This is a genomic window from Rhizobium sp. TAL182, assembly GCF_002117725.1.
In the GTDB taxonomy this organism is placed as follows: domain Bacteria; phylum Pseudomonadota; class Alphaproteobacteria; order Rhizobiales; family Rhizobiaceae; genus Rhizobium; species Rhizobium esperanzae.
On record NZ_CP021029.1, the window covers coordinates 161636 to 175672 of the forward strand.

10 protein-coding genes and 1 pseudogene are annotated in these 14037 nt (G+C 59.3%); 5 read left to right on the plus strand and 6 right to left on the minus strand.

Annotation, left to right across the window (positions count from 1 at the left end):
• Positions 1-120 precede the first annotated feature (120 nt).
• The 4 genes from Tal182_RS29885 to Tal182_RS29900 all read right to left on the minus strand — a co-directional run bounded on the left by Tal182_RS29885 (position 121) and on the right by Tal182_RS29900 (position 5504).
• Positions 121-906: a PhzF family phenazine biosynthesis protein gene (locus tag Tal182_RS29885; protein ID WP_085861868.1), complete on the minus strand. Its 786-nt coding sequence runs from the start codon at positions 904-906 to the stop codon at positions 121-123.
• 950 nt (positions 907-1856) lie between these two features.
• Positions 1857-2882 carry an ABC transporter permease gene (locus Tal182_RS29890; RefSeq protein ID WP_085861869.1) on the minus strand — a complete coding sequence of 342 codons (1026 nt, stop codon included), beginning with the start codon at positions 2880-2882 and terminating at the stop codon, positions 1857-1859.
• 43 nt (positions 2883-2925) lie between these two features.
• Positions 2926-4467, minus strand: coding sequence for a sugar ABC transporter ATP-binding protein (locus tag Tal182_RS29895; protein WP_085861870.1), 1542 nt, complete (start codon positions 4465-4467; stop codon positions 2926-2928).
• 74 nt (positions 4468-4541) lie between these two features.
• Positions 4542-5504, minus strand: a complete 963-nt coding sequence (locus Tal182_RS29900; RefSeq protein WP_011428525.1) for a sugar-binding protein — start codon at positions 5502-5504, stop codon at positions 4542-4544.
• Positions 5505-5833: 329 nt separating this feature from the next.
• Between Tal182_RS29900 and Tal182_RS29905 the strand changes: the two genes are divergently transcribed.
• Complete coding sequence (locus tag Tal182_RS29905) at positions 5834-6934, plus strand: LacI family DNA-binding transcriptional regulator (RefSeq protein WP_085861871.1); 1101 nt, start codon at positions 5834-5836, stop codon at positions 6932-6934.
• 351 nt (positions 6935-7285) lie between these two features.
• Here Tal182_RS29905 and Tal182_RS29915 read toward each other — a convergent pair.
• Together Tal182_RS29915 and Tal182_RS29920 are read right to left on the minus strand one after the other, a co-directional pair.
• Positions 7286-7518: pseudogene (locus Tal182_RS29915) on the minus strand (AbrB/MazE/SpoVT family DNA-binding domain-containing protein).
• 73 nt (positions 7519-7591) lie between these two features.
• A complete protein-coding gene (locus Tal182_RS29920) occupies positions 7592-8344 on the minus strand; it encodes an NAD(P)H-binding protein (RefSeq protein WP_085861872.1) in 753 nt (250 codons plus the stop codon).
• A 336-nt stretch (positions 8345-8680) separates the two neighbouring features.
• Between Tal182_RS29920 and Tal182_RS29925 the strand changes: the two genes are divergently transcribed.
• The 4 genes from Tal182_RS29925 to Tal182_RS29940 are packed head-to-tail and all read left to right on the plus strand — an operon-like array spanning position 8681 to position 14031.
• Positions 8681-12319 (plus strand): PAS domain-containing protein, encoded by a 3639-nt coding sequence (locus tag Tal182_RS29925; protein WP_085861873.1) that lies wholly within the window; start codon positions 8681-8683, stop codon positions 12317-12319.
• A complete protein-coding gene (locus Tal182_RS29930) occupies positions 12316-12957 on the plus strand; it encodes a response regulator (protein WP_085861874.1) in 642 nt (213 codons plus the stop codon). The genes Tal182_RS29925 and Tal182_RS29930 overlap by 4 nt, the downstream gene beginning before the upstream one ends.
• A gap of 2 nt (positions 12958-12959) precedes the next feature.
• Positions 12960-13337, plus strand: coding sequence for a response regulator (locus Tal182_RS29935; protein ID WP_085861875.1), 378 nt, complete (start codon positions 12960-12962; stop codon positions 13335-13337).
• Between the two features lies 1 nt (position 13338).
• Positions 13339-14031: a response regulator transcription factor gene (locus Tal182_RS29940; protein WP_085861876.1), complete on the plus strand. Its 693-nt coding sequence runs from the start codon at positions 13339-13341 to the stop codon at positions 14029-14031.
• Positions 14032-14037: the final 6 nt, after the last annotated feature.

Consider the following 14037-nt stretch of genomic DNA (forward strand, 5'->3'; position numbering starts at 1 on the left):
GACATTATGGAGCAGCTGCCACAATATCCAAGCGAAGGGCTGATGCTACCGTGGCACTTGCTACATAATGCCGCAACTATGTCGGCGCTGCTGAAAACACTAGCGGTTCGAATGGCAGCATCAAATTTCTGCCTGGCCTTCGAGGTAGAAGACGCAAGAACCCTCAAGCTCGACGCGCTCGCCTAGAGTACGGCAACGTAGCTCACCACCACGCGCGGAGGCCTGGAATGCGTGTAGGCTGGTTTTGCCGAGCCGGTTTGCCCAATAGGGCGTGAGCGCACAATGCGCTCCGCCCGTGACCGGATCTTCAGGAATGCCTTTGGCGGGGGCGAAATAGCGGCTGACGCAGTCATAACCATCGTCGCCCGGTGCGGTGACAATCAGACCAGCCCGACCAAGAAGGGTGACTACCCCGAGATCCGGGGCCAGTTTCCGAACCTGTTCGGCAGTTTCCAGGACCGCGAGATAGTTATGCTGATCCACCAAAGTCTCGGTCGGGTTCTGCCCAATCGCCGCGGTCAGCGCCTCGGGCGTGGAAGTGGCAAGCATGGGCCGAGCCGGAAAGTCCATGACGTAGCTGTCCCCCGAACGGGAAACGACGAGCGGGCCGCTCGCGGAATGAAAGGTTACGACCTCCCGACGCGGCTCAAGCCGCTCAAGAACCACAGCAGCGCTTGCGAGCGTGGCATGGCCGCATAGAGGCACCTCAACGGTCGGCGTGAACCAACGCAAACGATAGTCGGCGCCGTCACGAACTAGGAATGCGGTCTCTGCGAGATTATTCTCGGCGGCGATGTCCTGCAGACGCGCATCATCGAGGAAGCTTTCGAGGATCATCACGGCAGCCGGATTGCCGCCAAAGCGCCGCCGCGTAAAGGCGTCTACCTGGAAAATCTGTACCAACATTAAGGTCTCCGTTCATTTGCTCCCAGACAGCCGCTGATTGACCAGCAGTCAATTCGCTTGTTGTCGCCGTGACAATTTCAAGGAACACGTCGATGCTTTGTGGCACTTGCTCCATAATGCCGTAAAATAACCCCATGGTGTTCACCCCCGCGAGAATGCGGGGCTTTTTTTGTTTGGCATCTACTGGAACCGCACTACAAATCACGGCGCCCCATAGTGCGACTTTAGTCCGTCTTTCTCTGGCTAAGATTCAAGATAGATTTTCTTCATCCTTGTCGAGAGGACGCCAGGGAGATTTTAGCAATGTTGCTGCGTATCCAGTCAGAACCTCCCTGGCGAAGCAAATAACACTTGCCAAGATGAGTTAAACTATGTTCAACACCGCAGTGGAACCTAGTCAGTCCCTCTTTCGTTGAAGTAACAGGAAGCACGGGTGTTCCTCCTGTGCGATCCGTTGTCAAGACTCGCCCCGCTTCGGCGGGGCTTTTTTTGGCATCGTATCGGAACCGCGTTGATACAATAAAGTTAACTCACCGGATCGCGAGAGAAAGCAAGTAACGTTCAGATCGCACAATGCCCTTTCTCTTAGCGATCCACTCCATCCCAGAGTTGGGTCGTGCGGAGGTAAGTTTCCCGGTCTGCTCCCAAAGCCACGCTCCGCGCGGCCCGACGCTTTCGATAATTCAAAAGGAGTAGGGATAAAGGAGGGCCCGTTGGTTTCCACTGAGAACTGACCGGTATTTCCAACGAGATCTGACCCGCCTTTTATGTATGTTTCGGGTCTGTGTTTGCGGTCAAGGTCGTTTCACGAACGTTGTCCCTCGCGGAGGGACGAGCGGATTTCTTGAGGAAAATTGGCAGGCGATCATCGATCTGGAAGGCGCGACAATGTCCTCCAATTTCGGTCACGCTCACCTCGACGAGCAGCAGTAAAAATTCGACTAACCTGCCTAATCCCTGTTTGCAACGAGTGGCAAGGTCCCGTCATTCGGATGGCGGGATTCAGCCTTTCGTGCGGCGGAGACGAGACGTCGCCTTGCGCGGATCGAATGCCATTGTTGGTCGATCAGGACGCCGATGAGAATCACGCCACCCATGACGGCGAAGTTCAGCGACGAGGGAATGCCGAGCAGGTTCACAAGATTTTGCAACTCTTGCAGTAGGACCGTACCCAGCACGACCCCGACGATCGATCCCTCACCGCCGCGGAGTGAAAAGCCGCCGAGCACGGCGGCGGCGATCGCGTAGAGCTCGTAGAACTGGCCATGGCTCGCCGGCGAGATCGACCGCGTGTACATGGCGAAATAGATCGCCGAAAGCGCCGTAAGCAGTCCGCAGATGACATAGGCCGTCATAACCAAACGGTCGGTCCGGATACCTGAATAGCGAGCAGCCTCTTCGTTCTTTCCAATCGCGTAAAGATAACGGCCGAACACAGAGCGATGAAGCACCAACCACATGGCCACGGCAATGACGACCATAGCAATGAAGGTGCTCGGAATGCCATAGAGCCGCCCCGCGGTCAGAAACTCAAGCTCCGGAAAATTCTGGCCGAAAGCAAATCCCGCCGTTCCGTCGGCCGTATAGAAGCGCGCAGCCCCGCGATAGATCAGGAGGCCGCAGAGGGTGACGACGAATGGCTGCAAGTTGAGCCGGGTGATGAGCCAACCGTGGACGGCCCCTATGACTGCGCCGAGCAGGAGAATGAGCGGTAGCGCCAGCGTCCAGGGCATATCTTGTACGGCAATGAAATCGACGAACAGTACGCCAAGAAGCGCTACGAGCGAGCCCACCGAAAGCTCGATACCGCCCGTAATAATGACAAAAGCTTGCCCCATCGACAGGATGCCGAACAGGCCGATCAGGTTGGCGGTGTTCGCAAGGTTGATCGGCAGCAAGAAGCGCGGGTTGATGATGGCGACAACGACGCCGACAACGACGATCAAAAGCAGCAGTCCAAGATCTTTCTTGATCATTCGAGACCCATCCCCCGATACCAATTCATAATGGCCGCAGCCGCTATTTTACGCTTTTGCCGACAGCAAGCAAAAGGACGCTTTCCTGGCTGAATTCGTCCTCTTCGAGAATGCCGGCAATCTGGCCCTCGTGCATGACGGCGATGCGGTCAGAAACGCCGATCACCTCTTCCATGTCGCTGGAGATCATCAGGATCGCGACACCGGCATCGGCAAGCGCTCGCATCAGGCCATAGATTTCGTTCTTCGCGCCGATATCGATGCCGCGTGTCGGCTCATCGAAGATCATTACCCTCGGGCTCATCGACAACCATTTGGCCAGAACCACCTTCTGCTGGTTGCCACCGGACAGAGTGCCGGTTCGTGTCGAAACGGAGGGCGCTTTGATACCGAGACGAACACGCTGCTTTTCAGCGGCCTCGATCTCCCGCGCAGCGGAGACCATGAAGCGGCTGGAAATCCTGGGAAGATCGGCAAGCGTGATGTTCTGGGCGATCGGAAGATCTAGAAGAATGCCATTGCGCTTGCGATCCTCCGGCACCAGAAAGATGCCGCGGGCGACAGCGTCCCGGGCAGAACCGATCGTAATTTGGCGTCCGTCCTGCAGAATGGCTCCACCGTAACTCCGGTCGATGCCGAAGAGTACCCTTGCAAGCTCGCTGCGGCCCGACCCGACGAGGCCGGCAAGCCCGAGGATTTCTCCGTACCTGATTTCCAGGTCAACGGGGCGGCTGGGATAGGCCTCGGTGCGCACGCCGTTTACCTTCAATGCGACCGGACCTGGCGAACGCTGCGGTTTTGCCGTCCGTGCCGCGAGCAACCGGCCGATCATCAGCTTGACCATCTGATCATGGCCAATGTCCTTCTTGGCGAGCGTACCCACGAGCGTGCCGTCGCGCAAGACGACCACCCGGTCTGCTACGCGCTCAACTTCGTGGAGGCGGTGCGAGATGAAGATTACACTGATACCGTCCGCTTTCAGCGATTTGATGATGTTCAGCAGCCGTTCGGTTTCGGCCAGCGGCAGGCTGGAAGTGGGTTCATCGAAGATGACAAGCCTGGCCTTGATCGACAGTGCCTTGGCGATTTCCACCATCTGTTGCTCGGCAAGGGAAAGCAACGCAACGGGTGTGTCGGCGGAAAAATGTGCCCCTACCCGCTTCAAGAGCGGGGTCACCATCTCTCGAAGCCGGGCGCGATCGACAAACTTGAAAGGTCCCGCTTTCAACGGCTCACGGCCCAGGAAGATATTGGCGGCGACGTCGAGATTGTCAAAGAGGTTGAGTTCTTGATGCACGAAAGCGATGCCGGAGGCGATGCTCGACTCCACAGTGAGGTGGCGAAGTTCTACGCCGTCGAGCAGGATCGTGCCCCGATCCGGAGCGATCACGCCGCCAAGAATATTCATCAGCGTCGATTTCCCGGCCCCGTTCTCGCCGACCAAGCCGATGACCTCTCCCGGCACGATGTCGAGCGACAACCCCTCAAGCGCTACAACGCCTGGAAAAGTCTTACCAACGCCGGAAAGCGAAAGGAACGGCGTTGCAGGCGCGTTCGGTGACGGGATGTCTGAGCTATGATTCATTGCCTGTCCATGACTGCGGGTGCTGCGGCATGAAACGCCTTTCGCGGCGGGGAGTACCCCGCCGCGAAAGAGAATTACTTTCCAGCCATGGCCTTCAGGTTAGCGGCATATTTGTCGACGTCATCCTTGCCGATGATCACCGTCGGAATGATGATCAAACCGTTGCTGGGAACACCTGATTTGTCGCCTTTGAGGTAGGCGGCCATCAGCTTCATCCCCTGATAAGCCCATTCGAACGGCTGCTGCACGACGGTTGCCGCGACCGTGCCTTCCTTGACGCCGCCGAGCGTGATCGGATCGTCGTCAAAGCCGACGACGGTGATCTGGCCGAGCTTTCCGGCGTCGCGCAGCGCCTCATAGATGCGTGGCGTGTTATAGGAGTAGAAGCCGACCATGCAGGTCACGTCCGGGCTGGCCACCAGCGCATCCTCGACATTCTTTTTTGCGCGTGTCTGGTCGATATCGTCGCCACGCACATCTGTCAGCTCGATCTTCGTGCCCTTAAGCCCATCCTTCATGCCCTGAATGCGTTCCTTGGCATTATCGGCTCCAAGGAGCCCGACAAAACCAATGCACTTGCCGCCATCCGGCATTGCCTTCTTCGCGATTTCGGCCGCCTGCAGACCGGCGTCGATATTGGATGAGCCGATATAAGCGACGCGGTTGGTCTGCGGCGCGTCGCTGTCGGTCGTGAAGAGAGCTGTTTGTGAGCCGATCTTGTTCAAGCCCTCGGTCTGAGTCTTGGGATCGACTGCGGAAACCATGATCCCCTTGACCCCCGCACTGACGAGGTCTTCCATCAGGCGCTGCTGGATGGCTACCGATGCCTGCTCAGGGTACTTCAGCTCCAGTTGGTAATCTGGCAATTCGGCCTGGGCCTTCTTCACGCCCGCTTCCGCAGCTTTCCAGAAGTCGGACGCTCCGTTGACGACGAAAGCAAGAGTCGGTTTGTCGGCGGCATCGGATACTGCAATCGGCGCCGCGCTCAGTATCAGCCCGGCAAGGAACAAGGCTGCATTCCGTTTCAGCTGTTTCATAATATACCTCCCGAGGGGCCGCAGTCGCATGGGCCCGTTTGCGAATTACGGCCGGCCGAATGCGCGCCCCCTCCTAGGGCCGCCGCAAAAACGCGACGAGTGGCATAGGTTCCGATCGCTCTCTGACGGTATACAAGAATCTTAATTAGTAAATAGTATTATCAATGCACATCAAAACATTTCATCGCGGAACAGTGAGAATGAAGTTTTACAGTGAGGATTGGCAAGCATTGCAGGCGTTCGCGAGATTGCCAGCACTTTCGGATAAATGCTAATATTAATTACCTAAACCGCCAATCCTTCTAAGATCCGGAGATCATTCCCCCCGAATGCGAAAGCCTAAGACCCGAAAGAATCCTGAAATGGATAAGCCCGCCCGCGTGACCATGATGGACATCGCGGCAGCGGCCGGCTGCTCACAGGCTGCTGTTTCCTTCGTGCTCAACGACACGCCCGGCACCCGCATCTCACAGCAGACGCGCGACCGCGTATTGGAGGCGGCGCGCGCCCTCGGCTACATGGGGACAAGCTATATGAAGGCCTCTTATTCGGGCCTGGACAATGTGATTGGTTTCGCCGTGGATCAGCTCGCTACCAGCCCGGAAGCGATTGTCGCGATCGAGGGCGCCCGCCAAGCGTCGTGGAATACGGGCAACGTGCTGTTGGTTACCCAAACGCTCGGTGATCCCGTCATGGAGCCAAAAGCAATCAAGGCTCTGACGAACGGGGGCATATCCGCACTCATATACATGACAATCTATACCAGAGAGGTCAAACTCCCTTCTTATGTCTGTGAACTCAACATCCCGACGGTATTGTTGAACTGCTACACGGCGGATCACGCCTTTCCAGCCGTGGTGCCAAGTGAAATCGCCGGCGGCCAGAGCTCCACCCGGCATCTGATCACGCACGGCCACCATCGCATAGGGACGATCACTGGTGAAATCTGGATGCAGGCTGCACAAGACCGGCTGACGGGATACCGCCGCGCACTGGCGACCGCCGATATACCCTTCGATCCGGAATTAGTCGTTGAAGGCGACTGGTCGGCCGGTGCCGGCTACTCCGCTACGATGCAATTGCTTGCTTTGCAGGAACCCCCGACCGCGATTTTCTGCCAGAACGATCGCACTGCCGTGGGATGCTACGAAGCGCTCAAAGATGCTGGCCTTCGCATTCCCCAGGACATGTCGGTGGTCGGTTATGACGACGAAGAAATTTCGAGACATCTGGTACCGGCGCTGACCACTTCGGTCCTTCCGCACCTCGCCATGGGTCAGTGGGCGATTGAACATCTCAACCTGCAGACCATGCCCGGCAAGCGCTACCCAATTACGAAGCTCGAATGCTCGCTGGTCAATCGTCATTCCGTCGCTGCGCCGAGGGCCAAGGCGCGGCATATCTTCGATGGCGCGCAAGCGCCGAGATAGGCACGAGAAACGCCCGTCGGGCGTGACAGGGCTGACGCATGGCGCCTGTCTCGGACGCATCATGCTCTAACTATCATTAGCACAGAATACAACGTTTGGTGCGACCCGCCATTCGCCGAACCCTTGCCGGAAGAAACAAGGCGGGTATCGGCATCGGCCTCATCTCGAGGGCAGCCTGTTCCACAAAGGCCGCCGGCGCCTCGATCTCTCGTATGAACCGCAAGTTCTAAACGACATCGTTAATGAGCAGAGGACTCTCGATACTCGCGGCTTCGAGCTGGGCAATAGACCAATCCGCCCATTCCGAGTGGTCAGTTACGAGGTCCAGGAACACATTGGTCTCAACGAAGGTCACGTTTTCCCGCGCGTCAAAGCCATGATAGCGTCGGTATCGAGGCCCTTGCCGGCATGGCCGCGCAGCTTCTCGCAGCGGCTTGCCGGCCGTTTCTTGTCGGCGCGCGTCAGAACCACACTGCCGTCGGCAGCACGATGAAAATCGATCTGGCTGCCAGGAACGATGCCAAGGATGTTCCGTACAGGCTTCGGAATAGTCACTGCCCTTTCGCAGTAACGGTCGTGGCCATAGCGAACGCCTTCTGTAATACTCTCCAAGAACAAGGTATTACTTCCTTCATTCGGTAAAATTCACGATGGCCGCTAAGCCGCCATCGATCGGTAGAGCCATTCGGAGAGCTTCTGGGTCGCCACGCGCGCGCCGACATGAGGCAGCAACACGTCACCGGTGAGTTCGACGCCGAAATACGAGGTGGAAGGATCGGCGATCACCTGTCGCTGGTCTTCGTTGGCGGCGAGATAGATCCGGGCAATTTCATCGATGCCGAACTGTTCGGGGCCGCCGATCTCGATGATGTTGCCCAAGGGATCTCCTGTCGCCAGTTCCGCCAGGAATGCCGCGACTTCATGAGCCGCGACCGGCCTCGCGGAGGCCGGAGGCAAACGAACGACGTTGCCCTCGGCGCCGATGTCGATCACGCCGTTGATGAATTCGTAGAACTGCGTCGAGCGGAGAATCGTGTAGGGGCGAGCCGAGGCCCGAACGAGATTTTCCTGCACCGCTTTCGCGCGGAAATAATCGCTTTCGACGAGGCGCGGGGTGCCAACGACAGAAAGCGCGAGATAATGCTGGATGCGGGCTTCCGCCGCGGCTGCGAGCAGGTTCTTCGTCGATGCCTTGAAGAAATCGAGCGCCGAATTATCGCCGAAGGAGGCGGCATTGGTCACATCGACTACGACTTCGGCACCTGTCATTGCCGCTTCCAGGCCCTTGCCGGTCACCGTATCGACGCCGTGCGACAGAGATGCGGCCGCGACGTCGTAGCCCGAGCGCCGCAAATCCGCCGCCAGTTGCGTTCCGATAAGGCCGCTTGCTCCCGCTACCACGATTTTCATGTCGGCCTCCTCTGTTGCATCGTCCTCGTGCTTGCGCGGATGGAGAATGGCCGGAACGCCGAGCGCATTCCATCATGCCTGAGGTCGAACGTCCGAGACGCAGGGCATAGCGAAGCCAGCCCAAAGTTTAGGATGCCTCATCAGAAACACAAAAGGCTACGCCAGGGGACGAAAAAACGGCTCCATTCCCGCGCAATACATGGGTTTCCATGAGTTGCGGTTGTGGCGCGGCAAGATTACGGTTTCAATATGAGCGCGCCGGCCCCGAAATGGAAAACAACTGCTGCAGGACATGCTGACGATTCCCCGGCTTTGCCTGTCCGGCCGGAGCGATGGATGGAAACAGTCTGGTCGCAACGCCCCCCATTTCTGCGTCTGGCGCTTTTCTTCCTCGCCTATGTGCTCGCCTGCGGCTTCGCCCAGTCGCTCGCGGTGGTGCCGGGAACCGGTATTTCCATCTGGCCTCCGGCCGGGCTGTTCATCGCGACCCTCATCCTCGCCTCCCGACCCAGCTGGCCGTGGTGGATAGTGGCGGGCTGCCTGGCGGAGATGTTCAGCAACGTCCTGTGGTTCCATAGTCCGCAAGCTGCGGCCTTCCTGATCTATATCGGCAACGCTCTCGAAGCGATGGTCGCGGCATGGCTCGTCAACCGGACTTTGAAGCTTCCGGTTCGGCTCGAAACCCTGCAGGAAGTGACCGCATTCGTCGTCATCAGCGCCGGACTTGCGCCAATCGTCAGCGCGACCGTCGGAAGCGCCACGCTTGCCTGGTTCAGCATCCAGTCGCAATCCTTCCTGACGGCTTGGCCCTTATGGTGGATCGGAGACGCGACCGGTGTCCTGATCGTGGCGCCGCTGGCGCTGGTCCTCTTCCACAGCTGGCGCGGCAAGACCCAGCTTTCGATCGGGCAATGGGTGGAAGCGGCCGTCCTGGCGCTGATCTTTCTCGGCGTCGCCACGCTTTCGCTGAGTGGCTATCTCCCCTTCGCCTATATCATCATGCCGCCTCTTCTCTGGGCCGCGGTCCGCTTCGAATTCAAGGGAGCGGCAGTGTCGCTCGCTCTCCTCGCCCTGATCACAGCCGTCTTCACGATAACCGGCGCCAGCCAGTTTGCCGGCGATCCGGAGTCCCAGAGACACAATCAGGTCATGCTGCAGCTTTTCCTGGCGATCTCGGCATTCTCAGCGCTGATCGTCGCCGCCATATCGCGTCAGCATCAGCTGGCGGTGCTTTCGTTGCGCCAGAGCGTGGAAGCGCTCAGCGAAAGGGAACGGGAACTGTCGCAGCTCGTGGACATGGTGCCGAGCCATGTCTGGCGCCTGAGACCCGACGGCGAGCCGACCTTCTTCAACAAGCGTATGGTCGATTTCCTCGGCCTTGACGTAGGGGACTCCGACAAGCCGGATATGAGCCGGCTGGAAGCGCTTTTTCAGGCCATCGTTCATCCCGATGATGCGGCCGAATTCAGCACGGCCCTCAGCCATTGCCTCGTCACCGGCGAGACCTTCGCCATGCGCTACCGGCTGCGCCGTGCTGACGGTGTTTATCGATGGATGTCGAGCCGCGCCGAGCCGCTGAGGGATCAGGCCGGCAACATCCTCCAATGGTACGGGCTTTGCCATGACATTGACGATCAGGTCCATGCCGAAGAGGCGGTCATACAAAGCGAACGGCAGCTTCAGCAGATGATCGACGCCGTTCCGGTCCGCGTGTGGAGCGTGGAGCCGGCGGGCAGGTCGATCTATTTCAACAAACGCTACCAGGATCACTTCCGCTCAGTCATTGCCGATTTCGAAGCGATCGGCGAGCCGAGCATCGAAGATCTGCTGCAGCAGCTGATCCATCCCGAGGATGCCCCCGAGGTTCAGCATACGCTGCGGAACTGCTTCGAAACCGGCGGCGGTACGGTGATGCGGTTTCGCTGGCGCGAACAGGACGGCGTCTACCGCTGGGCCGAATGCAGAGTGGAACCGCGGCGCGATGATGATGGAAACGTCGTGCAGTGGTACGGGGTTTCTCTCGACGTCGACGAAGAGGTGCGTGCCCTGGAGGCCTTGCGTGACCGAGAGCGCGAGCTCTCGCAGCTCGTGGACATGGTCCCGGTTCACATTGCCCGCATGGCGCCCAACGGCGAACCAACATTCTTCAGCAGGCGTACACTGCAATCCATCGGGGTGGATGATGTCACAGCCTGGGACAAGCCTGATATCAGCCGCTCGGCGGCCATCATCGGGGCGACCGTGCATCCCGAGGATGGACCCCGCATGAGAGAGGTGCTCGCGCGCGCGCTTGCGACCGGGGAGCCTTACACAATACGATATCGCCGGCGTCGGGCGGACGGCGAATATCGCTGGATGGAAGGCCGAGCCGAGCCGTTGCGGGATCAGAATGGAGCGATCGTGCAATGGTACGCGGCTGCGATCGACATCGATGACGAGGTGCGCGCGCAACAGGCTCTGCGTGAGCGGGAACGGGAGTTATCGCAGCTCGTCGATATCGTGCCGAGCCTTCTCTGGCGCCTGAATGCGGAGGGAGAGCCGACCTTCTTTAATAAGCGGCTGATCAATTTTCTCGGTCCCGATATTGCAGACACAGGCAAACCGGGCACGAACCGGCTGTCCGCCATCATTGAAGCCGCCATCCATCCCGACGATGCGGAAAGCCTTGGCGAGGCGCTGAGGCATTCCTTCGCCACCGGCGAGCGCTTCTCCAAACAGTATCGCCTGCGGCGCGCCGATGGCATCTACCGCTGGGTCAGAGGCAGCGCGGAGCCGCTGAGGGACGAAAGCGGGCGGATCATTCAATGGTACGGTCTGACGCATGACATAGACGATCAACTGCGCATCGAGGAGGAGTTGCGCGAGAGGGAACGGTCGCTCTGGCAGATCGTCGAAACACTGCCCGCGATGATCGATTGTGCGGCTCCGGATGGAGAACCGGTATACCGCAACCCTCAACTGCGCGACTTCCTCGGATATAAGCTCGAAGAGCTTGATGGAACGGGAAAAACCCGGCTGGACGGCACACTCGATGCCGGCGTTCATCCCGACGACTTGGCGAGTGTTAAAGAGAACTATGCCCATTCATTGCGCACCGGCGAGCCCTATGCGCGCCGGCATCGTCTGCGGCGGTTCGATGGCGAATATCGCTGGGTCGAGACGCGGGCTGCGCCGATGCGCAATGCCGAAGGCGTGATCGTCCAGTGGAATGTCATCTGCCTCGATATCGACGCCGAAGTTCGGGCAGAGGAAGATCTCCGTCAGGCGCGAGAGGGCCTTGCCAGATCGAGTCAGGTGGCAAGCCTTGCCGAACTCTCGGCCTCCATCGCCCATGAGGTGAACCAGCCGCTCGCAGCCGTCGTCGCCAACTCGCATGCCTGCCAGCGCTGGCTGATGGCCGAACCGCCGAATCTTGAGCGAGCGCAGCGGACGGTCGAGCGCATTATCCGCGACGCCAATTCGGCCGCGGATGTCGTCAGCCGCATCCGCGCCCTGTTCAAACAATCCGCAGACAGGAGGGTACAAACGGCGCTTTCGGGCATCGTCAACGAAGCGCGTAACCTCATGGCCGACGAGATGGCGCGCCGTCGCGCCCGCATGGAGGTGGAGGTCGATGGCAACCTTCCGCTCATCGCCATCGATCGCGTCCAAATTCAGCAAGTTCTAATCAATCTCATCCGCAACGGCATCGAGGCGATGGACGCCATTGCCGGCGACAGGGTGATCGAGATGCGTGTGCGTCATGTGGGAAATGCCATCCAGACCGAAATCAGCGACCGCGGCGAGGGAATCGAATTCCCCGAGAAGGTGTTCGAGCCGTTCTTCACGACCAAGGAAACCGGCATGGGCATGGGGCTGGCGATCTGCCGCTCGATCGTCGAGCTGCATGGCGGACGGTTGTGGGCGGAGAAGAACCAACCGCACGGAGCGACGTTGATCTTTTCATTGCCGGTTGAAACGAAAGCGGCGTCATGAAGACCGATGACCATATCGTCTTCATCGTAGATGACGATGAACGCATCCGGGAGGCTCTCGGCGAGCTGCTGGACTCGCATGGCATACGCGCCATCGCCTTCGAGTCGGCCTGCGACTATGTGCAAGCGGACAAGCCGGATGTTCCCGCCTGCCTTATCCTCGATATCGAACTGCCCGATATCAACGGCCTCGACCTGCAGAGGCAGATCGCGGATGGCGATCATCCGCCGATCGTCTTCATCACCGGACATGGGGACATCCCCTCCTCCGTGCGCGCCATCAAGCGCGGCGCGGTGGATTTTCTCACCAAGCCGTTCAGCGATGAGCACCTTATGGCGGCAATCCAGGCGGCGATCGCCCAGGATCGGGAAAAGAGGGCCGAGCGAGCCGAACTCGGCATGCTGAGACAACACTATCTCGACCTGACGCCGCGCGAACGTGAGGTGTTGCCGCTCGTCGTCAGCGGCCTCCTCAACAAGCAGGCGGCGGCGGAACTGGGGATCAGCGAAGTCACGCTGCAGATCCATAGAAGAAACGTGATGCAGAAGATGGCGGCGGCATCGCTCGCCGACCTCGTCCGCATCGCGGAGAAACTGGAAATACCGATAACCCACTCGCGCCGCGTGGGAGGGAATTGAACATGAACAAGACAAGACATGTCGTGGCGATTGTCGATGACGATCCAAGACTCCTTGAATCGATGAGCGACCTTCTGGAATCGGCGGGCTATGTCGCCCGCGGCTTCTCGTCGGCAGGCTCGCTGCTCGTCGCCGGGCTGTCGGACCTGGATCTGCTCATCACCGACATCGGAATGCCCGGCATAGACGGCTTCGAACTTCGTGATCTCGTCAGGAAATCCCGTCCGGAGCTGCCGGTTTTCCTGATCACGGGCCGTCACGAGATCGCGGATCAGGGCCGCGCTCAAGGCGCCGGCGGATTCTTCCGCAAGCCCTTCGATGCCCAGGCCCTGATCGCGGCCATCGCCAATGCCTTGCACAAATCGAGAGATGGAGGGTGACATGAGGGTTGACCAGCCGTTCGTTCGTAGATCGGCGCCTTTGTCAGCGCAGCGTGAACGTGAAGAGGATCAGCCGCTTGTCATGATCGTGGACGACGACGCATCCATTCGCGAGGCGCTGTCGGAGCTGATCCTGTCGGCTGGTTTTCAGCCGGTCAGCTTTGCTTCGACCCGCGAACTGCTCGACGCGGATATATTGGACAGACCCGGCTGCCTGATCCTCGATGTGCGCATGCCGGGGGCAAGCGGTCTCCACCTGCAGAGCCATCTGGCCGAGAACGGCATTGCCAAGCCGATCATCTTCCTGACCGGCCATGGCGATATCCCGATGACCGTCCAGGCGATGAAAGCCGGCGCCGTGGATTTCCTCACCAAGCCGGCGCGGGACCAGACGCTGCTCGACGCCGTGACAGCAGCCATCGTCATGGACGGCGAACGACGAGCGGAAGCGGCGATCGCCAATCGCAATATCGAACGGCTGGAGACGCTGACGCAGCGCGAGCGCGAGGTTCTGCACGAAGTGGCACGCGGGCGCCTCAACAAGCAGATCGCCTTCGACCTTGGCATCAGCGAGGTGACGGTCAAGCTGCATCGCAGCAATGTCATGCACAAGATGGGGGCCGCCTCGATCGGCGAACTGATACGGGCCTGGGAAACATTGCCGGCACAGATGCGTCAGGTTGGGGCGCGTTAGCTTTCA